This window comes from Mycolicibacterium houstonense (assembly GCF_900078665.2).
GTDB classification, from domain to species: Bacteria; Actinomycetota; Actinomycetes; order Mycobacteriales; family Mycobacteriaceae; genus Mycobacterium; species Mycobacterium houstonense.
Window position 1 is genome coordinate 1,821,098 of sequence record NZ_LT546207.1, and the last position, 24,482, is coordinate 1,845,579.

Sequence of the window (24,482 nt, forward strand, 5' to 3'; positions counted from 1 at the left end):
AGGCCGGGGTCAGACCACCAGCCAGAGCAGGCCCGCCATCGCGAACCCGACCACCGACAGGATGGTCTCCAGCACGGTCCAGGTCTTGAGGGTGTCCTTCACGGACATGTTGAAATACCGTGACACGATCCAGAATCCGCCATCGTTGACGTGGCTGGCGATGATGGAGCCGGCCGACACCGCGACCACGATGAGGGCGATCTGTGCCGGGCTGTAGTTGCCCGCGGCGATCGACCCTTCGATGATGCCGGCCGTCGTCACGATCGCCACCGTCGCCGACCCCTGCGCGATCCGCAGCGCGCAGCTGATCAGGTAGGCCGAGAGAATGACCGGCAGACCGATCGCCGTCATCGAATCGGCGAGCGCCGTCCCGATCCCGGTGGCGCGCAACACCGCGCCGAAGAATGCGCCGGCGCCCACCACCAGCAGGATCATGCCGACCGGGCGCAGCGACGCCGCGCTGATCTTGCCCAGTTCCGCCGCGGAGATGCCGCGGCGGATGCCCAGCAGGTACAGCGCGAGCATCACCGCGATGGTCAACGCCACCGCCGGGTTGCCGATCAGGGTCAGGAAAGACAGCAGCCGCCCGCCGTCGAGCATCACGTCGGCGACGGTGGCGGCGAGGATCAGTGCCATCGGGGCCAGGATGATGAAGGCGATCAGCCCGATCGACGGGGGATTGGCGGTATCGGCCTCGTCCTCCTCGGGGATGAACTCGTCCGGCACCTCGACCTGGACGCGCTTGCCGATCCATGCTCCCCACGCCACACCGCTGGCGAACCAGGCCGGGATACCGCAGGCCAGACCCATGATGATGATCCAGCCCAGGCTCACGTGCAGCAGTCCGGCCGCAGCGACCGGGCCAGGGTGCGGCGGCAGGAATGCGTGTGTCATCGACAGGCCGGCGAGCATCGGCATCGCGTACAGGACCAGCGATTTGCCACCGCGCTTGGCCGCGACATACACCAGCGGAGCCAGGATGAAGATGCCGATGTCGAAGAAGATCGGGATGCCGAGCACCAGGCCGGTCAGGCCCATCGCCAGCGGAGCGCCCTTGGGGCCGAACAGGTTCAGCAACCGGGTGGTGAGCGCGTCGGCGCCGCCGGATCTTTCCAGCATCGCCCCGAGCACCGTGCCGAGTCCGATGATCACCGTGATGTGGCCGAGGATGCTGCCGAACCCCTTCTCCAACAGGGAGTCCGACGCCTTGGCCGGTGTGCCGACCAGGTCGACGACGGGGATACCGGCGATCAGCGCGACGGCGATGCTGACCACGATCAGTGCGATGAACGGTTCGAGTTTGAGCTTGATGATCAACAGCAGCAGCACCGCAATGGACACCGCGGCCAGCGTCAACAGCCCGGCTGTGTCGTGCTGCAGCCAGTGCACGAACGAGGTCATGAATCCTCCAGGACGTGGTTGAGGACCAGCGGGTACGGGGGAGTGCTTCAGCTGGACAGGGCGGTGACGAAACTGCGTGCGCGACTGGTGATTTCATCCCAGTTTCCGGCCGCGACCTGGGCCGGCGGAACCACACCGGTGCCCGCGCACACCGCGAGGGCGCCCGCGTCGAGGTAGGACCGGGCATTGCCGTCATTGATCCCGCCCGAGGGCAGCAACTCGACATCCGGATACGGCCCGTGCAGGTCTGACAGGTACTTGGGGCCCATGCTGCCGGCCGGGAAGATCTTCACCGCAGTGGATCCGAGGTCGACCGCCTGCGCCACCTCGGTCGGGGTGAGGGCGCCGAGGAACACCGGAACCGACCTGGATGTCGCGACGTCGGCGACGGCGGGTCGCAGGCCGGGTGTGACCAGGAATCGTGCACCGGCGTCGATGGCCTCGCGGGCCTGATCGGCGGTCATCACGGTGCCGACACCGAGGACGATTCCGGCCCGGGACACCGCATCCGCACAGGACCGGAGGTGATCGAGGACCCCAGGGGTGGTGAAGGTCAGCTCGACCGTGCGGATGCCGCCGGCCGCGAGCGCGTGGCACAGGTCGCCTGCGTCGGGAATGGTGTCGGCTCGGACCACGCTGAGTACGCGATCCGACCGCAACACGTCGAGCTCGGTCATTGCACACCTCCATCCGCGGCGCGTCGCAGCGACCGCCCGGCCGTCACACCCGTGAGCCGGCCGTCATCGAGCGCCAGCTGTCCGCGCACCAGAACATGGGTGAACCCTGTTGCAGCCGTGCGTGGTTGGTCATAGGTCGCCGCATCGGCGACCGTGTCGGGGTCGAACAGCACCAGATCTGCGGCGAAACCGGGCCGGATGAATCCGCGGTCGACCAGTCGGAGGCGGGTGGCCGCCCGTCCGCTCAGGTGCCCGACGCACTCCTCGAGGGAGAACAGTCCGAGGTCTCGGCAATAGTGGCCGAGGTACCGGGCGAACGTCCCCCAGCCGCGGGGGTGTGGTTTCGAGCCGACCAACAGTCCGTCGCTGCCGCCGGTGTGGCGGGGGTGCTGCATGATGGCCCGAACGTTCTCCTCGTGCCCGACGTGCTGCAGGATCCCGCTGCCCAGTTCGTCGCGTAGCAGCAGGTCGATGCACACGTCGAAGGCGTCGCGCTGCTCTGCCGCGGCGATCTGTGCGATGGTGTGGCCCACGTAGCGGTCCAGCTCAGGGTGTGTGACGCCACTGATCTCGATGGTGTCCCACTCGGCGATCACGCCGTGGCAGCCGTCGGAGCCACTGATCTCAAGGTGCTCCCGAATCCGTTCCAGTGCACCGGGATCGGTCAACCGGGCCAGGGTCTCCTCGGTGCTTCCGGCCGACGCCCAACTCGGCAGGATGGCCGAGAGCGTGGTGGCCCCCGGCAGATAGGGATAGGTGTCGAGGCTGATGTCGGCGCCCGCGGCGGTCGCGGCGTCGAGCATGGCCAGAAGTTCGCGCGCCCGTCCCTTGTTCGGGCCGAAGTTGAGGGTCGCGTGGGCCAGGTGCAGTGCGCAGCCCGACCTGATGGCCAGGTCGATCATCTCGGCGTAGGCCTCCAGTGCGCCCGCACCGTAGGACCGGTGATGCGGCGAGAAGTAGCCGCCGTAGGACGCCACCGTCCGGCACAGTGCGAGCAGTTCGTCGTTGTCGGCGTACATCCCGGGGGTGTACGTCAATCCGGCGGACAGGCCGACCGCACCCTCGGTCATGCACTGCGCCACCAGTGATTGCATCTCGGTGATCTGCTCAGGGGTGGCGGGCGTGTCGTCCCACCCGACGACCAGCGCGCGGATCACACCGTGCGGAACGAGATAGGCCACGTTGGTGGCGATCCCGCGGTCGAGCCGGTCGAGGTATTCGGCCACCGAGCGCCAGTCGAACTCGAAATCGCTCGGGTCGGTGTTCCAGCCCGCGATCTTGCGACGGACGACGGCGAGCACCTCGGAAGTCACCGGCGCGTACGACAGTCCGTCCTGCCCGAGTACCTCGGTGGTGACGCCCTGCGTGATGCGCGACGGATGCACCGGGTTGAGCAGGATCTGCAGATCCGAATGGGCGTGCATGTCGATGAATCCGGGGGCGAGCACCAGCCCGTCGGCGTCGATCACCCGGTCGGCGGCCGGGGCGTCCCCGGGTTCGGTGGCGATGGCGGCGATACGGTCGTCATCGACCAGGACGTCGGCCAGGTACCGGGGCGTCTCGGTGCCGTCGATGACGGTCGCGGAGCGGATCAGGGTGCGCATGAGAATTCCGGATCAGAAGAAGGTGCGGATCAGGTCGATGACGACGGGGTCGGCTGCGTCGGGCGCGACGACCGGGATCCACCTCCACTTGTCGAAGGCCGTGCAGGGATGGGAAAGGCCCAGCCTCACAACATCACCCACCCGGATATCGGAATCGGGCGGGATGGTGAGAAACGCATGCTGGTCGTTGACCGCCACGATCTCGGCATCGGTGATGGGTCGTGCGGGCGCGCCGAGCTGCGAGGCAACCAGCTGAGGTGTCGGCAGTCCCTCGTCGAACGGGACGTCCCGCTTGCCGGCGTCCAGCAGTGCCAGGCCGGGCTCCGGACGTGACACCACCCGCGCCCAGGTGTGCATCGCCGAGCGCAACCGGAACGGCTCGTCGCTTCGACCGAACGGCGTGATGCCGGTGTAGAAGCCGTCGTCGTGGATGATGTAGGCCCCGGCCCGAACCACGACGTGCGTGTGACCGCCGGCCAGCGGGGCCAGCACATCGGCGACCACATCGAAATACGCGCTGCCACCGGCGGGTAAGGACACAACCCCGTCGGGGGGGGGGAGAACCACACCCCCGCTGCGGGGGGGGGGGCCGGGCNCCGAATCCGCCCAGGTGAGCACCTCGAGGTCTGCGCGGGCGTGCATCTCGCCGGCCAACCAGCGCAGGGCGACCGGGTCGACCAGTGCGTTGGCGAGTTGAATCCGCGTGACTCCGAAATTCACCGCGACGCGTACCTGGCTGGGCGTGGCGAGCGTGATTCCCCATGCGCCGCTGCGCAACTGTCGCTCCCACAGGACCGGTGACATGGTGGTCTTGCCGTGCGGCGCCAATTCGACACCGTGCGCGGCGCACCATCCCGCCATCGCGGTGACGTTGTCCTCGAGGGCGGATTGGTCGAGTGTCATCACCGGGGTGGTGAACGCCGAGAGCCGAGGACGGGTGGCCAGGAATTCCGCGGCGGTGAGGCCGGCCGCTGCCGTGGGCAACGCCTTATCCAGTTCGGACAGTCGCTCCGCCCGCAGGGTGTCCCACGCCTGGCTGACCAGTGCGGGTTCGCCTCGCGTCGTCATGCCGATCGGTCCTCCGTTGGTGATCCTGGGTGTTTGAGAGGGGTTTGAACTGCTATGTTGCGCATAGTGCAATTACAGTTGCATTTTCGTGTGTGACATGTCTAACATGACACGCGACACCGCGTCAATCGTTTCGACCCGAAGGACGGCAGTGCCCGAATTGCCCACATCCACCGGCGGCGGCGTCGCCTGCCTTGGTGAAGCGCTGGTCTTGGTCGGTGCTCAGGCCGAACTGCACCTGGCCGGTGCTCAGGCTGAATTGCACCTGGCCGGTGCTCAGGCCCAATTGCACCTGGCCGGTGCGGAAGCCAACGTCGCGGCCGGACTCACCGCCTGGCACACCCTCGCCTCGTTCGTCGGCCGGCTCGGTCACGACGAGTACGGCGCACTGATCAGATCGGAACTGGCCGCCCGCGGCGTCGACATCTCCGCCGTCGAAATCGACCCGGACCGGCCCACCGGGCACTACTCGAAGGTGACCGCGCCCGACGAAGCGGGGGAGCTACGCAGCAGCAGCCGGTACAGCCGAGCGGGTTCGGCGGCGTCGGCGATGACCCCCGAATTCCTGGACACGGCCGCGGTGGCGGACGCGTTCAGGCGGGCGTCGGTGGTCCATTGCAGCGGGATCACCCCGGCGCTGTCTCCGACGTGCCGGGCCATGATGCGTCGGCTGCTCGCCGATCGGCCCGGCATCACCGGATTGGTGAGCTTCGATGTGAACTGGCGCGAACAACTGTGGCCCGACAGCGATCCCACCGAGGTGGTGGCCCTCGCCGATTTGGCCGACCTGGTGTTGGTCGGCGCCGACGAGGCGGTCCGCGTCATGGGAACCGACGACCCGGCGGCCCTACGTCGCATCCTGCCGAACCCGGTGACGTTGGTGATCAAGGATGGTGCCGACCAGGCGCTGGCCGTCGACCGAGACGGTGCGGTGGTCGCGGTCCCGGCGCTGAGCGTGGAGGTGGTGGAACCGGTGGGTGCCGGCGACGCCTTCGCCGCCGGCTACCTCAGCGGGGTTGTCCGCCAAGAGAATCCGGCCTCATGTCTGCGCCGCGGCCACATCGGGGCGGCCGTCACGCTGACCGTCGCGGCCGATTCCGCGCCGCCACCGCCCGAGGCGCTGATCGACCACCTGCTCGGCTGCGCGGATGGCGAGTGGGCGGCCACCACCGTCAGCCCGGCCGGATTCGACACCTCGGGGAGCCGGCGATGAGCCAAAGCGTGGCGCGTGCATTGCAGCTGCTGATCCAGCTCGGTGGCGGCCCGGCCAGTTTGGACGAACTCGCGGCCGCCACGGGCGTACACAAGACCACCGTGATGAGGTTGCTGCGCACCCTGTCCGACGAGCGGTTCACCTTCCGCGACAACAACAACCGTTATCACCTCGGGTCGCGGATCTTCGAGCTCGCCGCGCACGGCACCGATCAGCGGGAGATCCGGCAGATCGCGTCACCGCATCTCGTCGAGTTCAACCGTGAGTACGGTCGCACCACGCACCTGGCCGCGATGGAGGGCGCCGACATCGTCTACATCGACAAGCTCGAATCCCACGACCAGATCCGGATGTACTCCCGCATCGGGCTGACCGCCAACCTGAATTCCACCGCCGTCGCCAAGGTGATCCTCGCCGACCTGCCCGATGACGAGTTGCGGCCGATCGTCGCCGCGATGGATTTCACCCGGCGCACGCCGAACACCATCACCACGCCCGAGGCGTACCTGCGGGAGATCGAGACCGTCCGGGCCCAGGGCTGGGCCCAGGACCGTGAAGAGAACGAGCCGTCGATCAACTGCATGGGCGCCCCGATCCGCGGCGCGAACGGCCGTGTGGTCGCAGCGGTTTCGGTGTCGGTGCCCGATGTGGTGCTGCCCTTCGAGCAGGTGCTCGAACTGCTGCCTGCGCTACAGGCGGTGTGCCGCCGCATCTCGGCCGAATGCGGTTACCGCCCACCGGCCTGACCACCCGACAACACCGAAAAACAAGAAACCAGAGGAGATTCCATCGTGTCCGATTCGCAGGTCATCCGTACCGACGACGCGCCGGCCCCCGCACACACCTTCAGCCAGGGCATCCGCAAGGGCGGCATGCTTCAGGTGTCCGGCCAGGGGCCGATGGACCCCGCCACCAACACCTACATCGGCGAGGACGATGTCCGGGCGCAGACCCGCCGCACGCTGGAGAACGTCAAGGCGATCCTCGCCGCCGGCGGCGCCGGTGTCGACGATGTCCTGATGTTCCGGGTCTACCTCACCAAGCGTGACGATTTCTCAGCGATGAACGAGGTGTACGGCGAGTTCATCGCCGAGAACGTCAAATCGGATCAGCTTCCGTGCCGGACAACGGTGTTCGTCGACCTCCCGCACGAGGTGATGCTGGTGGAGATCGACGCCCTGGCCGTCGTTGGCTAACTCAGCAGTCCCCGCGCCACGTGGGTGATCTGCACCTCGTTGCTGCCGGCGTAGATCATCAGCGACTTGGCGTCGCGAGCCAGCTGTTCGACCCGGTACTCGGTCATGTAGCCGTTGCCGCCGAACAGCTGGACCGCCTCCATCGCGACGTCGGTGGCCGCCTGCGAGCAGTACCACTTGATCGCCGAGGCTTCGGCCAGTGAGATCGGCACGCCCTTCTCGGCGGACTCGATGACGCGGAAGAGCATGTTGCGCACGTTCATCCGGGCGACTTCCATGTTGGCCAGCTTGAGCTGGATCAGCTGGAACTGGCTGATCTCCTGGCCCCACAGCTTGCGGGTCTTGGCGTAGTCGACGCTCAACCGCAGGCATTCCTCGATCACGCCCAGCGCCATCGCGGCCACCCCGATGCGTTCGGCCGAGAAGTTCGACCGGGCGCTGGCCCGGCCCTCGTCGACCCCGTCCGCGGTATCGGAACCTTCGGACTCGCCGAGCAGCCGGTCGCGGCCGAGCCGGACGTTGTTGAAGAACAGCTCACCGGTGCGCGACGAGTGGATACCCATCTTGCGGAACGGCTTCGACTGGACGAAGCCCTCCATGCCGCGGTCGAGCACGAAGGTCAGGACCTTGCGGTTGCGCTTGTCCGCGCCGTCCCCTTCGTCGAGCTTGGCGTAGACCACCACGACGTCGGCATCGGGCCCGTTGGTGATGAAGGTCTTCTGGCCGTTGAGGATGTAGTCGTCCCCGTCACGAGTGACGTAGGACTTCATCCCGCCGAAGGCATCCGAGCCCGAATCCGGTTCGGTGATCGCCCAGGCGCCGATCTTCTCGTAGGTCACCAGACCGGGCAGCCAGCGCTCCTGCTGGGCCAGGGTGCCGCGGCTCTGGATGGTCGACACGGTCAGGCCCAGGCTGACACCGAGGCCGGTGACCAGGCCCATCGACACCCGGCACAGCTCGCTGATCAGGACGAACCCCATACCCGGGGATCCACTGCCGCCGAACATCCCACCGCGGGCACCCGAGGGTAAGCTGTCGCCGCTGCGCAGCTTCTCCAGCCGCTTGTCCAGCGATTCCTTGGCCATCGTGTCGATCCCGAACGTGGCGAACAGCTTTCGCACGATGGGATACGGCTCCATGTCGCCGCTTTCCAGCTCGTCGAGATGGGGGCGAATCTCTTTGTCTACGAACTCGCGAACCGCGTCTCGTACGGCGATGTCGACATCAGACCAATCAAGCATTCCGACAGCTTAGACAGGTGTCAAAATCAGGCGGCCGGGCGGCGGGCCGGTCGCAGCGCAGGCAACGAGAACGTGGTGTGCATCAGCGCGCCCGCGCGGTCGAGCAAGGTCTTGCGGCGCGGCAGATAGTGCATCGGCAGCCCTCGGCGATCACGGGGCGGCGCCATGAAGCCAGGAGCCTCGACCAGCGGGCCGTCGGCCGGCAGCTTCCCGGACGCACGTCGGTAGGCCGACAGCGCTCGCGGATGGAGCCGGATCTCGTCGGGGACCGCGACGAACGCCAGCTCGACCATCTTCCCGAAGATCCGCAGCAGCACTTCGTCGCCCGGGGTCCAGCGCATCCCGGCCTTCTCGCGCACGGCGGGGTCGAACAACCCGGCGGCGATCCAGCGTTGTGCACCCACCATCGGCCTGAACAGCTGGTCCCACAAGGGTGTGGGCATCAGCACGAACCACGGCTTGGGAATCCGGATGGTGAAGATGTCGAGGGTGGCCCGGTTGATCTCGAGTTCGTCGCGACACTTGGCGTCCCAGTACTCCTGGAACTCCTCCCAGGTCTTGGGGACCGGACGCATGCTCATGCCGTACATGCGGTACCACTGCACGTGCTCGTCGAAGAGTTGCCGCTTCTCGGCCTCGGTGAGCCCGCCGCAGAAGTACTCGGCGGTCTTGATGATCAGCATGAAGAATGTCGCGTGCGCCCAGTAGAAGGTCTCCGGGTTGAGGGCGTGATACCGCCTGCCCTCGGCGTCGACTCCCTTGATGGTGTGGTGGAACCCCTTGATCTGGGCGCCGGTCTCGGCGGCCCGATCGCCGTCGTACACCACGCCCATGATCGGGTAGACGGACCGGGCCACCCGCTGCAGCGGCTCGCGCAGCAGGATCGAATGTTCTTCGACGCCCGCACCCAGTTCGGGGTACATGTTCTGGATCGCCCCGATCCACACGCCCAGCATTCCGGTGCGCAGGTCGCCGAAGTACTTCCAGGTCAGCGAATCCGGGCCCAGTGGGTCGTGCTCGGTTCCGGTGGCGGCTCGTGTGGTCATCGCGTCCTCGTTGACTCGTCATGACTTGGGTCACAGCTGAGCCCAACGATAGTGGTGACAACGCACGTTGTCTATAACGACGCGGCGCGGTGTCGCGCACTGTTATGAGCCGGCTATCGAGGCGCCACAGCGCTGTGACCAGCCCGGTTTGCCAGTGGCCGAAGAGTGCGGGCAAACCCGCCCGCGGCGTGATTGCCCGGCGGTCGAAACGGCACATACTCTTGCGCTGTGGATGGCGAGCCGTTCGATGACCCGTCCGGCCGAGTCGGGGATGTCGAGCAGGCGCCGCAGCAGCGACCTGTCCGGACACCCGGGTTGCCGGGGCCGCTGGGGTGGTTCCAGCGCACGAACCGCAGCCCCGCCGTCATCGAGATGGTCCGCCGGGTTCGACGCTCCCTTCCGGGAGATCCCGACTTCGGTGACCGGCTCTCGGTTTCCGGCGACGGCGGGCCCCGGGCGGCGGCACGAGTGGCCGACCGGCTGCTCGACCGTGACGCCGCGTCGCGAGAAGTCAGTCTCGGCGCGTTGCAGGTCTGGCAGGCGCTCACCGAGCGGGTCTCGGGCACCCCGGCCAACCGCGAGGTAACACTCGTCTTCACCGACCTGGTCGGCTTCTCCTCGTGGTCACTGCGGTCCGGCGACGATGCGACGTTGCGGTTGCTTCGACGGGTGGCACAGGTGATCGAGCCGCCGGTGCTGGAGGTCGGCGGCCACATCGTCAAACGCATGGGCGACGGCGTCATGGCGGTGTTCTCCGACCCGGTCACCGCGCTGGGGGCGATGCTCATCGCGCTCGACGGCGTGAAGAACATCGACCAGGACGGATACGCCCCACGCATGCGGGTCGGCATCCACACCGGACGCCCCCAGCGCATCGGGTCCGACTGGCTCGGCGTCGACGTGAACATCGCGGCCCGGGTGATGGCGCGGGCCGGCACCGGCGGGATCATGGTGTCGCACACCACACTGGCGGGCATCTCCGAGGAGCACTTGGCCGAGCTCGGGGCCACCGTCAAACGTCAACGGCGCCAGATGTTCTCGAACAAGGCCGACGGCGTGCCCGACGACCTGGTGATGTACCGGGTCCGAACAGCGCGGCAGTCGCCAAACTGACCACTGGGAAACGCATTCGGGGAGCGAGCGGCCGATCGCCTATGATCGCCGGGTGTCCAGCACGCGAGGAGGAGCAACAGAGAGTGAGCAGCCAAGTGATCTCTCTGAAGAAGCCCTGACCAAAGCCGTCAGCGCGGCCCGGCATGCCTTTGATCTGGCCGGTGACCTCGACGCGCTCGCGCGCGCCAAGACCGAGCACCTCGGCGACCGTGCCCCGATCGCGCTGGCCCGTCAGGCGCTGGCGACGCTGCCGAAGGCCGACCGGGCCGACGCCGGCAAACGCGTCAACGTCGCGCGCGGTGAGGCTCAGCGCGCCTACGACGAACGGCTGGCCGAACTGCGCGCCGAGCGCGACGCCGCGGTGCTGGTCGCCGAACGCATCGACGTGACGCTGCCCTCGACCCGCCAGCCGGTGGGTGCCCGGCACCCGATCACGATCCTGGCCGAGAACGTCGCCGACACCTTCCTCGCGATGGGCTGGGAACTGGCCGAAGGCCCCGAGGTCGAGACCGAGCAGTTCAACTTCGACGCGCTCAACTTCCCGCCGGACCACCCGGCCCGCAGCGAGCAGGACACCTTCCAGATCGCCCCAGACGGTTCGCGTCAGGTGCTGCGCACGCACACCTCGCCGGTGCAGATCCGGGCGCTGCTGGAGCGCGACCTTCCGGTCTACATCGTCTCGATCGGACGGACCTTCCGCACCGACGAGCTCGACTCCACCCACACTCCGGTGTTCCACCAGGTGGAGGGGCTGGCGGTGGACAAAGGCCTGACCATGGCGCATCTGCGTGGCACCCTCGACGCGTTCGCGCGGGCCCAGTTCGGCCCGGAGGGGCGCACCCGCTTCCGTCCGCACTTCTTCCCGTTCACCGAGCCGTCGGCCGAGGTGGACATCTGGTTCCCCGGCAAGAAGGGTGGGCCGGGCTGGGTCGAATGGGGCGGCTGCGGCATGGTCAACCCGAATGTGTTGCGGGCCTGCGGTATCGACCCCGATGTCTACTCCGGATTTGCCTTCGGCATGGGATTGGAGCGAACCCTGCAGTTCCGCAATGGAATTCCCGACATGCGTGACATGGTCGAGGGTGACGTCCGGTTCTCGCTGCCGTTCGGGGTGGGTGCCTGATGCGGATTCCTTACAGCTGGCTGCGGGAAGCCGTCCGCGCCGGAGCGCCCGATTGGGATGCCTCCGTCGAGGAACTCGAGCAGACCTTCATCCGGATCGGTCACGAGGTCGAGGAGATCATCCCGGTCGGGCCGGTGACCGGTCCGCTGACCATCGGCCGGGTTGCCGAGATCGAGGAACTCACCGAGTTCAAGAAGCCGATCCGCGCCTGCAAGGTCGATGTCGGCGAACCTGAACTGCGCGACATCGTCTGCGGAGCAACGAATTTCGCCGTCGGCGACCTGGTGGTGGTGGCGCTGCCCGGGACCGTGCTGCCCGGCGACTTCACCATCGCCACCCGCAAGACCTACGGACGCGTCTCCGACGGCATGATCTGCTCGGCATCCGAGATGAACCTCGGCGTGGATCAGGCGGGCATCCTGGTGCTGCCGGCCGGGACCGCCGAACCGGGCACCCCGGCCGCCGAACTGCTGGGCCTCGACGACGTGGTGTTCCACCTGGCCATCACCCCCGACCGCGGCTACTGCCTGTCGGTGCGCGGCCTGGCCCGCGAGATCGCCTGCGCCGACGATCTGGACTTCGTCGACCTTGCCGACGTGGCACCGCTGCCGGCCGAGGGGAAGGCCTGGCCGCTGACGGTCGAGCCCGGAACCGGGGTGCAGCGCTTCGGGTTGCGCCCGGTCACCGGCATCGATCCGGCCGCCGTGTCGCCGTGGTGGCTGCAGCGCCGGCTGATCCTCAGCGGCATCCGCGCCATCTCGCCTGCCGTCNTCGTCGGCCATGCCGGCCAATTGCATCCGGCGGTCATCGAGCGGACCGGGCTGCCCAAGGGCTCGTGCGCCGTCGAGCTCGATCTCGATGCGGTGCCGATCGTCGAGGTGTTGCCCGCGCCCTCGGTGTCGCCATTCCCGGCCGTCTTTCAGGACATCAGCGTGGTCGTCGGCGACGAGGTGGCCGCTGCCGCTGTCGTGGATGCGGTCCGCGACGGGGCCGGTGAACTGCTCGAGGACGTTCGGCTGTTCGACGTCTACACCGGTCCGCAGATCGGGGAGGGGCGCAAGTCACTGACCCTGGCGCTGCGGTTCCGGGCCACCGACCGCACCTTGACCGAGGACGAGGCCAGTGCCGCCCGCGACGCGGCGGTGGCGGTGGCCGGCGAGCGNGACGACGGGCAGGACTGGTCGCAGCCGGCCATCGAGATTCCCGCCGACCTGCCCGACCGCACCGCAGGCCTCGAGTACCCGGCAGGCACCACGGCACGTCGGCTGACTCAGATCGGCGCCGAAGTGAGTGGGTCCGACCCGCTGACCGTCACGCCGCCCAGCTGGCGGCCCGACCTGCGTCAGCGGGCCGACCTGGTGGAAGAGGTGCTGCGGCTGGAGGGCCTGGAGTCCATCCCGTCGGTGCTGCCGACGGCGCCGGCCGGTCGTGGTCTGACGGCCGTGCAGAAGCGGCGCCGCGCGATCGGCAAGTCGCTGGCGCTGGCCGGANTGCATAAGAATGCAGAATTGCCGCATGACTTCGATAGCGGTGGCCGGCGCCAGCGGCTACGCCGGCGGAGAGATCCTGCGATTGCTGCTCGGGCACCCGGCCTACGCCGACGGCCGGCTGACCATCGGGGCACTGACCGCGGCCTCCAGCGCCGGGACCAGCATGGCCGAGCATCACCCGCACCTGTTGCCGTTGGCCTCGCGCGTGCTGGAACCCACCGAGATCGAGGTGCTGGCCGGTCATGACGTGGTGTTCCTCGGGTTGCCGCACGGTCATTCCGCGGCGCTGGCCGAACAGCTGGGTCCGGACACGCTGATCATCGACTGCGGTGCCGACTTCCGGCTGACCGACGCCGCCGACTGGGAGAAGTTCTACGGTTCGGTACATGCGGGCAGCTGGCCCTACGGGCTGCCCGAGCTCCCCGGCGGGCGGGAGCGGCTGAAGGGCGCCAAGCGCATCGCGGTGCCGGGCTGCTATCCGACCGCCGCGCTGTTGGCGCTGCTGCCCGCGGCCGCCGCCGACCTCGTCGAGCCCGCCGTCACCGTGGTGGCGGTCAGCGGTACCTCGGGCGCGGGCAAGTCCGCCAAGGTCGACCTGCTGGGCTCCGAGGTGATCGGCTCCGCCCGTGCCTACAACATCGCAGGCAAGCACCGGCACACCCCGGAGATCGCCCAGGGTCTGCGGTCGGTGACCGACAAGGACGTCAGCGTCTCGTTCACCCCCGTCCTCATCCCGACCGCGCGCGGCATCCTGGCCACCTGCACCGCCCGCACCGGGGCATCGGAGGCCGAGGTCCGGGCCGCCTACGAAAAGGCATATGACGCCGAGCCTTTCATCCATCTGCTGCCCGAGGGGCAGCTGCCCAAGACCGGATCGGTGATCGGCAGCAATGCCGCGCAGCTCGCGGTCGCCGTCGACGAACAAGCCAAAACATTGGTGGCCGTCGCGGCCATCGACAACCTGACCAAGGGCACCGGCGGTGCCGCGGTGCAGTCGATGAACCTGGCCCTGGGGTGGCCCGAAACCGAAGGACTTTCGATCGTGGGAGTGGCACCGTGACCGAGGCGGGTACGCAACAGTCGGCCAAGCTGCTCCGGACCCAGGGCGTCACCGCGCCGGCGGGCTTCCGGGCGGCCGGCATCGCGGCGGGTATCAAGGCGTCCGGTGCGCATGACCTCGCCCTGGTGTTCAACGAGGGGCCGGACTACGCCGCCGCGGGCGTCTTCACCCGCAACAAGATCAAGGCCGCCCCGGTGCAGTGGTCGCAGCAGGTGCTGACCACCGGTCGGCTGCGCGCCGTGGTGCTGAACTCCGGCGGCGCCAACGCCTGCACCGGCCCGCTGGGTTTCCAGGACACCCACGCCACCGCCGAGGCCGTCGCCGCCGCACTGAGCGACTGGGGCACCGAGACCGGGGCCATCGAGGTCGCCGTGTGCTCGACGGGCCTGATCGGCGACCGCTTGCCGATGGACAAGGTGCTGGCCGGCGTCACCGAGATCGTGCACGAGATCGCCGGCGGCCTCACCGGAGGCGATGACGCGGCGCGGGCCATCATGACCACCGACACGGTGCCGAAACAGGTTGCGCTGCACCATTCGGTGGAGTCGGGGGAGAACTGGACCGTCGGCGGGATGGCCAAGGGCGCCGGGATGCTGGCGCCGTCGCTGGCCACCATGCTGGTGGTGCTGACCACCGACGCGGTCGCCGATGCGGCGGCACTGGACACCGCGCTGAAACGGGCCGCGGCACTGACGTTCGACCGGCTCGACGTCGACGGCAGCTGCTCGACCAACGACACCGTGCTGCTGCTGGCCTCGGGCGCCAGCGAGATCGCGCCCAGCCAGGAGGATCTGGACGCCGCCGTCCTGCAGGTCTGCGATGACCTGTGCGCGCAGCTGCAGGCCGACGCCGAGGGCGTCACCAAGCGCATCCTGATCACCGTCGCCGGCGCCGACAGCGAGGACGACGCGCTCGTCGCGGCCCGCGTCATCGCCCGCGACAGCCTGGTCAAGACCGCGCTGTTCGGCTCCGACCCGAACTGGGGCCGGGTGCTGGCCGCCGTGGGTATCGCCCCGGTGAAGCTGGACCCCGAGCGGATCAGCGTGTCCTTCAACGGTTCTCCGGTGTGCATCGACGGTGCGGGGGCACCGGGTGCCCGCGAGGTCGACCTGTCGGGTGAGGACATCGTGGTCGTCGTCGACCTCGGCGTCGGCTCACATCAGGCGTCCATCCGCACCACCGATCTGTCGCACGCGTACGTCGAAGAGAACTCGGCGTACAGCTCATGAGCCAAGCCATCGAGCGGGGCGTGAAGGCCCAGGTGCTCGCCTCGGCGCTGCCGTGGCTCAAACAACTGCACGGCCAGATCGTCGTGGTCAAGTACGGCGGCAATGCCATGACCGACGACACCCTCAAGGCGGCCTTCGCCGCCGACATGGTGTTCCTGCGCAACTGCGGGATCAAGCCCGTCGTGGTGCACGGCGGTGGGCCGCAGATCAGTGCCATGCTCAAACGGCTCGGCATCGCAGGCGATTTCAAGGGCGGCTTCCGGGTGACCACTCCCGAGGTGCTCGACGTGGCACGCATGGTGCTGTTCGGGCAGGTGGGCCGCGAACTGGTCAACCTGATCAACGCCCACGGGCCGTATGCGGTGGGCCTGACCGGTGAGGACGCGCATCTGTTCACCGCGGTGCGGCGCAGCGTCACCGTGGACGGGGTGGCCACCGACATCGGCCTGGTGGGCGACGTCGAATACGTCAACGCCGAGTCGCTGCTGGATCTCATTGCCGCCGGGCGGATTCCGGTGGTCTCGACCATCGGTCCCGATGTCGATGGCGTGGTGCACAACATCAACGCCGACACCGCCGCAGCGGCGCTGGCCGAAGCGCTGGGCGCCGAGAAGCTGATCATGCTCACCGACGTGGAGGGCCTCTACACCGACTGGCCGGACCGTTCGTCACTGGTCAGCGAGATCGACACCGCGGCCCTCACCCAACTGCTGCCCAAGCTCGAATCGGGCATGGTGCCCAAGATCGAGGCCTGCCTGCGGGCGGTCGCCGGTGGGGTGCCGAGCGCGCACGTCATCGACGGTCGCGTCGAACACTGTGTGCTGGTCGAGCTTTTCACCGATGAAGGAACCGGAACCAAGGTGGTAAAACCGTGAGCCTCCAAGACCGCTGGGAAGCGGTGATGATGAACAACTACGGCACCCCGCCGCTGGCGCTGGCCAGTGGTGACGGCGCCGTGGTCACCGACACCGACGGCAAGTCCTATCTGGACCTGCTGGGCGGGATCGCGGTCAACCTGCTCGGCCATCGCCACCCCGCGGTCATCGAGGCCGTCACGAGCCAGCTCAACACCCTGGGCCACACGTCCAACCTGTATGCCACCGAGCCCGGTATCGCGCTGGCCGAAGCGCTGGTCGGCCATCTGGGTACCCAGGCCCGGGTGTTCTTCTGCAACTCGGGCACCGAGGCCAACGAGGTGGCTTTCAAGATCACCCGGCTCACCGGCAAGACGAATATCGTTGCCGCCCAAGGCGCTTTCCACGGCCGCACCATGGGGTCGCTGGCGCTGACCGGCCAGCCCGCCAAGCAGGCGCCGTTCGAGCCGCTGCCGGGCAACGTCACCCACGTGCCCTACGGCGACATCGAAGCGCTTGCCGCCGCGGTCGATTCGGATACCGCCGCGGTGTTCCTGGAACCGATCATGGGGGAAGGCGGCGTCGTCGTCCCGCCTGCCGGCTACCTGGCCAGGGCCCGCGAGATCACGGCGAAGAACGGCGCGCTGCTCGTCCTCGATGAGGTGCAGACCGGCGTCGGGCGCACCGGTGCGTTCTATGCCCATCAGCACGACGGCATCACGCCCGACATCGTGACGCTGGCCAAGGGGCTAGGTGGCGGCCTGCCGATCGGCGCCTGCCTGGCGATCGGTGCGGCGGGCGATCTGCTCACGCCGGGCCTGCACGGCAGCACCTTCGGTGGCAACCCGGTGTGCACGGCGGCCGCGGTGGCCGTGCTCAAGGCGCTGACCGACGAGGATCTGATCGCGCGGGCCGGGGTGCTCGGCAAGACGCTCAGTCACGGCATCGAGGAACTGGGCCACCCGCTGGTCGGCCATGTTCGGGGCAAGGGCCTGCTGCAGGGTGTGGTGCTGACCGCGCCGAGCGCCAAGGTGGTCGAGGCCGCGGCCCGCGATGCCGGCTTCCTGGTGAACGCCGCCGCCGCCGACGTGATCCGGCTGGCGCCCCCGCTGATCATCACCGAACCGCAGATCGAGACGTTCCTGTCCGCTCTGCCCGCCGTTCTCGACACCGCTGTGGAGGCTGATTCATGACCCGGCATTTCCTGCGCGACGACGACCTGTCGCCCGACGAGCAGGCCGAGGTGCTCGCCTTGGCCGCCGAACTGAAAAAGGCGCCGTTCTCGCGGCGGCCGCTGGAGGGGCCGCGCGGCGTCGCGGTCATCTTCGAGAAGAACTCGACCCGTACCCGGTTCTCGTTCGAGATGGGCATCGCCCAGCTCGGCGGGCATGCCGTCGTCGTCGACGGCCGCAGCACCCAACTGGGCCGCGAGGAGACCTTGGAGGACACCGGGGCGGTGCTGTCGCGGTACGTCGACGCCATCGTGTGGCGCACCTTCGCCCAGGAGCGGCTCACGGCGATGGCATCCGGCTCGAGCGTGCCCATCGTCAACGCACTGTCCGACGAATTCCACCCCTGCCAGGTGCTGGCCGATCTGCAGACGCTGGCGGAACGTCGGGGCAACCTCACGGGACTGCGAATGACGTACCTGGGCGACGGCGCCAACAACATGGCGCACTCGCTGATGCTGGGCGGCGTGACCGCCGGCATTCACGTCACCATCGCCGCGCCGGCCGGCTTCGAACCCGACCCGCACTTCGTCGACGCCGCCAAGCGGCGGGCCGCCGAGACGGGGGCAACAGTAACGCTGACCGATGATCCGCAGGCCGGTGCCGACGGCGTCGACGTGCTGGTGACCGACACCTGGACCTCGATGGGTCAGGAGAACGACGGACTCGACCGGGTGCGGCCGTTCCGGCCGTTCCAGGTCAATGCCGACCTGCTCAAGCGCGCCGACCCGGAAGCCATTGTGCTGCACTGCCTTCCGGCCCATCGTGGCCATGAGATCACCGATGACGTGATCGACGGACCGCAGAGCGCGGTGTTCGACGAGGCCGAGAACCGGTTGCACGCCCAGAAGGCGCTGTTGGTCTGGTTGCTGGAGCGAGCCTGACGTGAGCGCACCGACCCGCGCCGGGCGTCAGGCCCGCATCGTCGCCCTGCTGTCCTCGAGGCAGGTGAGCAGCCAGACCGAACTGGCCGCCCTGCTGGGGCAGGAGGGGATCGAGGTCACCCAGGCCACGTTGTCGCGTGACCTGGAGGAACTCGGCGCGGTCAAACTGCGTGGCGCCGACGGCGGCGTCGGCGTCTACGTGGTGCCCGAGGACGGCAGCCCGGTCCGCGGAGTTTCCGGCGGCACCGAGCGGCTGACCCGGTTGTTGGGGGAGTTGCTGGTATCGACCGACGCCAGCGCTAACCTTGCCGTGCTGCGCACCCCGCCCGGGGCCGCGCACTACCTGGCCAGCGCGATCGATCGCGCTGCCTTGCCGTACGTGGTCGGCACCATCGCCGGAGACGACACCATCGCGGTGGTGGCGCGGGAGCCGATGACCGGTGCCGAGCTCGCCAGCACCCTCGAGAACCTCAAATAGAGCTGAAGTAAAAGGAGACTGCTCACATGTCCGATCGCGTGATCCTCGCGTATTCCGGGGGTCTGGACACCTCGGTGGCCATCAGCTGGATTGGCAAGGAGACCGGCCGTGAGGTCGTCGCCGTCGCCATCGACCTCGGCCAGGGCGGCGAGGATATGGAGGTCGTGCGGCAGCGTGCGCTGGATTGCGGCGCGGTCGAGGCGGTCGTGGTCGATGCCCGCGACGAGTTCGCCAATGAGTACTGCCTGCCCACCATCAAGTCCAACGCGCTTTACATGGACCGCTACCCGCTGGTCTCGGCCATCAGCCGCCCGCTGATCGTCAAGCACCTGGTGGCCGCGGCGCGGGAGCACGGCGGCGGCACCGTCGCCCACGGCTGCACCGGCAAGGGCAACGACCAGGTGCGGTTCGAGGTCGGATTCGCCTCGCTGGCCCCCGATCTGCAGGTGCTGGCCCCGGTCCGCGACTATGCCTGGACCCGCGAGAAGGCGATCGCGTTCGCCGAGGAGAACGCCATCCCCATCAACGTCACCAAGCGCTCGCCGTTCTCGATCGACCAGAACGTGTGGGGCCGCGCGGTGGAGACCGGGTTCCTGGAGCATCTGTGGAACGCGCCCACCAAGGACGTCTACGACTACACCGAGGACCCCACGGTCAACTGGAACACCCCCGATGAGGTGATCGTCGGCTTCGAGAAGGGTGTGCCGGTCTCGATCGACGGGCGCCCGGTCACGGTGTTGCAGGCCATCGAGGAGCTCAACCGCCGCGCCGGTGCCCAGGGCGTGGGCCGGCTCGACGTGGTCGAGGACCGCCTGGTCGGCATCAAGAGCCGCGAGATCTACGAGGCACCCGGCGCCATGGTGCTGATCACCGCCCACACCGAACTCGAGCACGTCACGCTGGAGCGCGAGCTGGGCCGGTTCAAGCGCACCACCGACCAGAAGTGGGGCGAGCTGGTCTATGACGGCCTGTGGTACTCGCCGCTTAAGGCGTCGCTGGAGGCGTTCGTCGAGCACACCCAGCAGCACGTTACCGGCGAGATCCGGCTGGTGCTGCACGGCGGTCACATCGCCGTCAACGGCCGCCGGAGCGCAGAGTCGCTGTACGACTTCAACCTGGCCACCTACGACGAGGGCGACAGCTTCGACCAGTCCTCGGCGAAGGGCTTCGTGCACGTGCACGGGTTGAGCTCCAAGATCTCCGCCAAGCGCGATCTGGGCCTGTAAGCACTAAGCACCGCGAGCGTGCGTGTCTGCTGCCCGACACGCCATGAAATCGGCGCAAACGCGCACGCTCGCACAGCAGTGAGGGTGACATGAGTACCAACGACGGAACCACCAACGAGGGCTCGCTGTGGGGCGGCCGGTTCGCCGACGGTCCTTCGGCCGCCCTTGCCGCGCTGAGTAAGTCGACCCACTTCGACTGGGTGCTGGCGCCGTACGACATCACCGCATCCAAGGCCCACGCCCGGGTGCTGCACCGGGCCGGGCTGCTCACCGATGAGCAGCGCGACGGTTTGATCGCGGGCCTCGACAGCCTCGGTTCCGACGTCGCCGACGGCAGCTTCGAGCCGCTGGTCACCGACGAGGACGTGCACGGCGCGCTGGAGCGCGGCCTGATCGACCGTGTCGGGCCGGACCTGGGCGGCCGGCTGCGGGCCGGACGTTCCCGCAACGACCAGGTGGCCACGCTGTTCCGGATGTGGCTGCGCGACGCGGTCCGCCGCGTCGCCGACGGTGTGCTCGAGGTGGTCAACGCGCTGGCGGTCCAGGCCGCGGCCCACCCGACGGCGATCATGCCCGGCAAGACCCACCTGCAGGCCGCTCAGCCGATCCTGCTCGCGCACCATCTGCTCGCGCATGCGCATCCGCTGCTGCGCAACGTCGACCGGCTCGCCGATTTCGACGACCGCACCGCGGTGTCGCCCTACGGTTCCGGGGCGCTGGCCGGGTCCTCGCTCGGCCTGGATCCCGACGCCATCGCCGCAGACCTCGGATTCGCCTCAGCCGCAGACAATTCCGTCGACGCCACGGCCGCACGCGATTTCGCCGCCGAGGCCGCCTTCGTGTTCGCCCAGATCGGCGTGGACCTGTCGCGGCTCGCCGAGGACATCATCCTGTGGAGCACCACCGAATTCGGCTACGTCACGCTGCACGACTCGTGGTCGACCGGCAGCTCGATCATGCCGCAGAAGAAGAACCCGGACATCGCCGAGCTGGCCCGCGGAAAATCCGGCCGGTTGATCGGCAACCTCACCGGCCTGCTCGCCACGCTCAAGGCGCAGCCGCTGGCCTACAACCGGGACCTGCAAGAGGACAAGGAACCCGTCTTCGACTCGGTGGCGCAGCTCGAGCTGTTGTTGCCGGCGATGGCCGGGCTGGTCGGCACGCTGACCTTCGACGAAGCCAGGATGGCCTCGCTGGCGCCCGCGGGCTACACGCTGGCCACCGACATCGCCGAATGGCTGGTGCGTCAGGGTGTTCCGTTCCGCGTCGCCCATGAGGCCGCCGGTGCGGCGGTGCAGGCCGCCGAGGGCCGCGGTGTCGGGCTCGACGAGCTCACCGACGACGAGTTCGCCGCGATCGACCCGGCCCTCACCCCGCAGGTGCGCGAGGTGCTGACCGTCGAGGGTTCGGTTAACGCCCGCAATGCCCGCGGCGGCACCGCGCCGATCCAGGTCGCCAAGCAGCTCGGCATCGTGCGGAACACCATGGAGGAGTTGCGGATCCGCCTGAGCCGCTAGTCGCCGGGGCCGGCTCGCGTACCGTCGTAGCCGTGGCGCACCAAGTCAGCTTCGATGTCGACGGCGACCGCTGCCTCGGGTACCTACGGGCGTCCGACCATCAACCCGCACCCTGCGTGGTGCTGTGTCCGGGGTTCGGCGGTACCCAGGACACCCCGGCATTGCGGGCCACGGCGGAGGACTTCGCCGCCGCCGGCTTCCACGCCCTGACCTTCGATTACCGCAGTCTCGGCGAAAGTGGTGGGCGTCCCCGCCAAGTGGTGAACATCCAGGGCCAACTCGCCGACATCGCCGCAGCGGTGGCATGCGCCCGCGGCCTCGACGGGGTGGACCCGTCCCGCGTCGCGCTGTGGGGCACCTCGCTCGGCGGTGGCCACGTGATCGCCGCGGCCGCCCGCGACCACGAGATCGCTGCCGTGATCGCCCAGATCCCGTTCAACGGATTTCCCCGGCGCGTCGAAGGACGCTCGACCCTTTCCACCCTGCGCCTGCTCGCGGCCATGGCCGAGGACTGGGGGCGCGGCCGGCTGCGCCTCGCGCCGCGGTATGTGGCCGCGGTGGGCGCCCCTGGAGAATTGGCGGTGATGACCGGCGCCGGTGCGCAACGAGCGATCGCCGGGATGACCAGTCCGACCTGGCGCAACCAGGTCGCGCCGCGCGCCCTCATCGAGATGATGCGCTACCGCCCAATCGATTTCGCCGGGCAGGTGACGTGTCCGGTGCTGGTGTGCATGGGCACCGAGGACGCCGAGACCACGCCGGACAAAGTGAGCGCGCTGGCCGAGGCGGCGCCGCGGGGTGAGCTGCTCGAGTACCCGGTCAACCACTTCGATTTCTATGTCGACGACATCCGTCGCCGGGTCGTCGCCGATCAGATCGCTTTCCTGACCCGGGTGCTCGGATAGCTATTCCAGCTTCTCGGACAGCTCCATCCAGCGGGCTTCGAACTCGGCCACCTGCGTTTCCAGGTCGCGCAGTTCGCCGGTGAGCCGGCCCAGCCCGACGTGGTCGGCCTGGTCGTGGGCGGCGAGTTCGTCGTGCTTGGCGGAGATCCGGTCGGCAAGCTTGGCCAGCGACCGGTCGATCGAGGCGATCTCTTTTTCGACGTTGCGGAGCTCGGCGCCGGACAGCCCTGGGGCCGGGGCTGTTTCGGTGCGCGGCGCAGGCGCGGTCGGGGGAGAGGCCGCGGAGCGTTGCGCCGACAGTCGCAGGTACTCGTCGACCCCGCCCGGCAGGTGCCGGAGGCGGCCGTCGAGGATCGCGTACTGCTGATCGGTGACCCGCTCCAGCAGGTACCGGTCGTGCGACACCACGATCAGCGTTCCCGGCCAGGAATCCAGCAGATCCTCGGTGGCGGCCAGCATGTCGGTGTCCACGTCGTTGGTGGGCTCGTCGAGCACCAGCACGTTGGGCTCCGACAACACCACCAGCATCAGCTGCAGCCGGCGGCGTTGCCCACCGGACAGTTCACCGACGCGCGTGGAGAGTTGATCGCGGGCGAAACCCAACCGCTCCAGCAGCTGCGCCGGCGTGACGTCCTTGCCGTCGATCTGATAGCTGGTCTGCAGCCTTCCGACCACCTCGCGGACCATGTCGCCGGCCACCGCGTCGAGCTCGCTGGACTGCTGGTCCAGGATCGAAAGCCGTACGGTCTTACCGCGTTTGACCCGGCCGCTGGTCGGCGTCACCGTCCCGGCGATCAAGCCCAGCAACGTCGATTTGCCCGCTCCGTTGGCCCCGACGATTCCGGTGCGCTCACCGGGGCCGATGCGCCACTCGATGTCGCGCAACACTTCTCGGTTCGATCCCGGGTAGGTCACCGACACGTCGAGCAGGTCGATGACGTCCTTGCCGAGTCGGGCCGTGGCCAGCCGCGACAGCTCCACGGTGTTGCGCAGCGGCGGAACATCCGAGATCAGCGCGTTGGCCGCGTCGATGCGGAACTTGGGTTTGGAGGTGCGGGCCGGTGCCCCGCGCCGCAGCCAGGCCAACTCCTTGCGCATCAGGTTCTGCCGTTTGGCCTCGATCGAGGCGGCCTGGCGATCCCGCTCCACCCGCTGCAGCACGTAGGCCGCATAGCCGCCCTCGAACGGCTCCACGATCCGGTCGTGCACCTCCCACGTGGTGGTCGCGACCTCGTCGAGGAACCAGCGGTCGTGGGTGATCAATAACAGCCCACCGGCACCGCGGGCCCAGCGCTGTTTGATGTGTCCGGCCAGCCAGGTGATGCCCTGGATGTCGAGATGGTTGGTCGGCTCGTCGAGCGCGATGACGTCCCAGTCGTCGATCAGCAGCGCGGCCAGCTGCACGCGCCGGCGCTGGCCACCCGAAAGGGTCGACACGGGCGCGTCGAACGGGAGGTCGGCGACCAAACCCCCGATGACATCCCGGATCCGGGCGTCGCCGGCCCACTCGTGCTCGGGACGGTCACCGACCAGAGCCCAACCGACGGTGTGGTCGGGGTCGAGGGTGTCGGTCTGGTCCAGTGACCCCACCCGCAGTCCGCTGCGCCGGGTCACCCGGCCCGCGTGCGGAGTGATCCGGCCCGTGAGCATGCCCAACAGCGTTGACTTTCCGTCGCCGTTGCGGCCGACGATGCCGATCCGGTCGCCTTCGCTGACGCCGACGGTGACCGAATCGAACACCACCCCGGTGGGGTATTCCAGATGCAGGGTTTCGCCCCCGAGCAGGTGAGCCATCGCCGCCGACCCTATCGTTCGGCGGCCGCGACACCCGCATCGCCCGGGGCCGCTGCCTGCGTCGGGGTGATCAGGTCGGGAGCCGGTTGCTGTTGTGCCATGATGACCACGTCAATCGGGGGTCGGGGCGAGTC

Annotated in this window: 21 protein-coding genes and 3 pseudogenes; 17 read left to right on the plus strand and 7 right to left on the minus strand. The window is 68.5% G+C overall.

What is annotated here, in order from left to right:
• Nucleotides 1–9: 9 nt before the first annotated feature.
• The 4 genes from BN4332_RS09225 to BN4332_RS09240 are packed head-to-tail and all read right to left on the minus strand — an operon-like array spanning nucleotide 10 to nucleotide 4,750.
• Nucleotides 10–1,401, minus strand: a complete 1,392-nt coding sequence (locus BN4332_RS09225) for a GntP family permease (RefSeq protein WP_066898156.1) — start codon at nucleotides 1,399–1,401, stop codon at nucleotides 10–12.
• A 47-nt stretch (nucleotides 1,402–1,448) separates the two neighbouring features.
• Nucleotides 1,449–2,078 carry a bifunctional 4-hydroxy-2-oxoglutarate aldolase/2-dehydro-3-deoxy-phosphogluconate aldolase gene (locus BN4332_RS09230; protein WP_066898157.1) on the minus strand — a complete coding sequence of 210 codons (630 nt, stop codon included), beginning with the start codon at nucleotides 2,076–2,078 and terminating at the stop codon, nucleotides 1,449–1,451.
• A complete protein-coding gene (locus tag BN4332_RS09235; protein WP_066898158.1) occupies nucleotides 2,075–3,682 on the minus strand; it encodes an N-acyl-D-amino-acid deacylase family protein in 1,608 nt (535 codons plus the stop codon). Before BN4332_RS09235 ends, BN4332_RS09230 begins: the two co-directional genes overlap by 4 nt.
• Before the next feature lie 12 nt (nucleotides 3,683–3,694).
• On the minus strand, nucleotides 3,695–4,750 hold the full coding sequence (locus BN4332_RS09240; RefSeq protein ID WP_066898159.1) for a type III PLP-dependent enzyme domain-containing protein: 1,056 nt from the start codon (nucleotides 4,748–4,750) through the stop codon (nucleotides 3,695–3,697).
• A gap of 151 nt (nucleotides 4,751–4,901) precedes the next feature.
• Between BN4332_RS09240 and BN4332_RS09245 the strand changes: the two genes are divergently transcribed.
• Genes BN4332_RS09245 through BN4332_RS09255 form a run of 3 tightly spaced genes read left to right on the plus strand, consistent with a single transcriptional unit; the run spans nucleotide 4,902 to nucleotide 7,159 of the window.
• Nucleotides 4,902–5,963 carry a sugar kinase gene (locus BN4332_RS09245; protein ID WP_235654059.1) on the plus strand — a complete coding sequence of 354 codons (1,062 nt, stop codon included), beginning with the start codon at nucleotides 4,902–4,904 and terminating at the stop codon, nucleotides 5,961–5,963.
• The gene (locus tag BN4332_RS09250; protein WP_066898160.1) at nucleotides 5,960–6,709 is read left to right on the plus strand and encodes an IclR family transcriptional regulator; all 750 of its coding nucleotides are present in this window, start codon (nucleotides 5,960–5,962) and stop codon (nucleotides 6,707–6,709) included. The genes BN4332_RS09245 and BN4332_RS09250 overlap by 4 nt, the downstream gene beginning before the upstream one ends.
• Nucleotides 6,710–6,754: 45 nt before the next feature.
• Nucleotides 6,755–7,159, plus strand: a complete 405-nt coding sequence (locus tag BN4332_RS09255) for a RidA family protein (protein WP_066898161.1) — start codon at nucleotides 6,755–6,757, stop codon at nucleotides 7,157–7,159.
• On the opposite strand, the gene BN4332_RS09260 is transcribed toward BN4332_RS09255, so the two are convergent.
• Together BN4332_RS09260 and BN4332_RS09265 are read right to left on the minus strand one after the other, a co-directional pair.
• A complete protein-coding gene (locus BN4332_RS09260) occupies nucleotides 7,156–8,400 on the minus strand; it encodes an acyl-CoA dehydrogenase family protein (protein ID WP_066898162.1) in 1,245 nt (414 codons plus the stop codon). The genes BN4332_RS09255 and BN4332_RS09260 overlap by 4 nt on opposite strands.
• A gap of 26 nt (nucleotides 8,401–8,426) precedes the next feature.
• Nucleotides 8,427–9,446 carry an oxygenase MpaB family protein gene (locus BN4332_RS09265; RefSeq protein ID WP_066898163.1) on the minus strand — a complete coding sequence of 340 codons (1,020 nt, stop codon included), beginning with the start codon at nucleotides 9,444–9,446 and terminating at the stop codon, nucleotides 8,427–8,429.
• Between the two features lie 228 nt (nucleotides 9,447–9,674).
• Here BN4332_RS09265 and BN4332_RS09270 point away from each other — a divergent pair, with 228 nt between their 5' ends.
• From BN4332_RS09270 to BN4332_RS09325, 14 genes and pseudogenes are all read left to right on the plus strand, one after another.
• A complete protein-coding gene (locus BN4332_RS09270; RefSeq protein WP_066898164.1) occupies nucleotides 9,675–10,559 on the plus strand; it encodes an adenylate/guanylate cyclase domain-containing protein in 885 nt (294 codons plus the stop codon).
• Nucleotides 10,560–10,611: 52 nt separating this feature from the next.
• The gene (gene pheS / locus BN4332_RS09275; protein ID WP_066898165.1) at nucleotides 10,612–11,682 is read left to right on the plus strand and encodes a phenylalanine--tRNA ligase subunit alpha; all 1,071 of its coding nucleotides are present in this window, start codon (nucleotides 10,612–10,614) and stop codon (nucleotides 11,680–11,682) included.
• Nucleotides 11,682–12,459: pseudogene (locus tag BN4332_RS35400) on the plus strand (phenylalanine--tRNA ligase subunit beta); the annotation flags it as partial. The gene pheS and the pseudogene BN4332_RS35400, both read left to right, overlap by 1 nt.
• 134 nt (nucleotides 12,460–12,593) lie before the next feature.
• Nucleotides 12,594–12,821, plus strand: a pseudogene (locus BN4332_RS35405) (phenylalanine--tRNA ligase subunit beta-related protein); the annotation flags it as partial.
• A 33-nt stretch (nucleotides 12,822–12,854) separates the two neighbouring features.
• Nucleotides 12,855–13,172: pseudogene (locus tag BN4332_RS35410) on the plus strand (phenylalanine--tRNA ligase subunit beta); the annotation flags it as partial.
• Between the two features lie 25 nt (nucleotides 13,173–13,197).
• Complete coding sequence (argC, locus tag BN4332_RS09285) at nucleotides 13,198–14,232, plus strand: N-acetyl-gamma-glutamyl-phosphate reductase (protein WP_066898166.1); 1,035 nt, start codon at nucleotides 13,198–13,200, stop codon at nucleotides 14,230–14,232.
• Nucleotides 14,229–15,461, plus strand: a complete 1,233-nt coding sequence (gene argJ / locus BN4332_RS09290; RefSeq protein WP_066898167.1) for a bifunctional glutamate N-acetyltransferase/amino-acid acetyltransferase ArgJ — start codon at nucleotides 14,229–14,231, stop codon at nucleotides 15,459–15,461. Before argC ends, argJ begins: the two co-directional genes overlap by 4 nt.
• On the plus strand, nucleotides 15,458–16,336 hold the full coding sequence (gene argB, locus BN4332_RS09295; RefSeq protein WP_066898168.1) for an acetylglutamate kinase: 879 nt from the start codon (nucleotides 15,458–15,460) through the stop codon (nucleotides 16,334–16,336). The genes argJ and argB overlap by 4 nt, the downstream gene beginning before the upstream one ends.
• Nucleotides 16,333–17,508 carry an acetylornithine transaminase gene (locus BN4332_RS09300; RefSeq protein ID WP_066898169.1) on the plus strand — a complete coding sequence of 392 codons (1,176 nt, stop codon included), beginning with the start codon at nucleotides 16,333–16,335 and terminating at the stop codon, nucleotides 17,506–17,508. The genes argB and BN4332_RS09300 overlap by 4 nt, the downstream gene beginning before the upstream one ends.
• On the plus strand, nucleotides 17,505–18,428 hold the full coding sequence (argF, locus tag BN4332_RS09305) for an ornithine carbamoyltransferase (RefSeq protein WP_066898170.1): 924 nt from the start codon (nucleotides 17,505–17,507) through the stop codon (nucleotides 18,426–18,428). Before BN4332_RS09300 ends, argF begins: the two co-directional genes overlap by 4 nt.
• Nucleotide 18,429: 1 nt before the next feature.
• The gene (locus tag BN4332_RS09310) at nucleotides 18,430–18,906 is read left to right on the plus strand and encodes an arginine repressor (RefSeq protein WP_066898171.1); all 477 of its coding nucleotides are present in this window, start codon (nucleotides 18,430–18,432) and stop codon (nucleotides 18,904–18,906) included.
• A gap of 26 nt (nucleotides 18,907–18,932) precedes the next feature.
• Nucleotides 18,933–20,132 (plus strand): argininosuccinate synthase, encoded by a 1,200-nt coding sequence (locus BN4332_RS09315; protein WP_066898172.1) that lies wholly within the window; start codon nucleotides 18,933–18,935, stop codon nucleotides 20,130–20,132.
• Nucleotides 20,133–20,221: 89 nt separating this feature from the next.
• Entirely contained in the window at nucleotides 20,222–21,649 is a 1,428-nt protein-coding gene (gene argH, locus BN4332_RS09320; protein ID WP_066898173.1) for an argininosuccinate lyase, read from the plus strand.
• A gap of 32 nt (nucleotides 21,650–21,681) precedes the next feature.
• The gene (locus BN4332_RS09325) at nucleotides 21,682–22,554 is read left to right on the plus strand and encodes an alpha/beta hydrolase (RefSeq protein WP_066898174.1); all 873 of its coding nucleotides are present in this window, start codon (nucleotides 21,682–21,684) and stop codon (nucleotides 22,552–22,554) included.
• Here the strand turns inward: BN4332_RS09325 and BN4332_RS09330 are convergent, their stop codons facing one another.
• Nucleotides 22,555–24,348 carry an ABC-F family ATP-binding cassette domain-containing protein gene (locus BN4332_RS09330; protein ID WP_066898175.1) on the minus strand — a complete coding sequence of 598 codons (1,794 nt, stop codon included), beginning with the start codon at nucleotides 24,346–24,348 and terminating at the stop codon, nucleotides 22,555–22,557.
• Nucleotides 24,349–24,482: the final 134 nt, after the last annotated feature.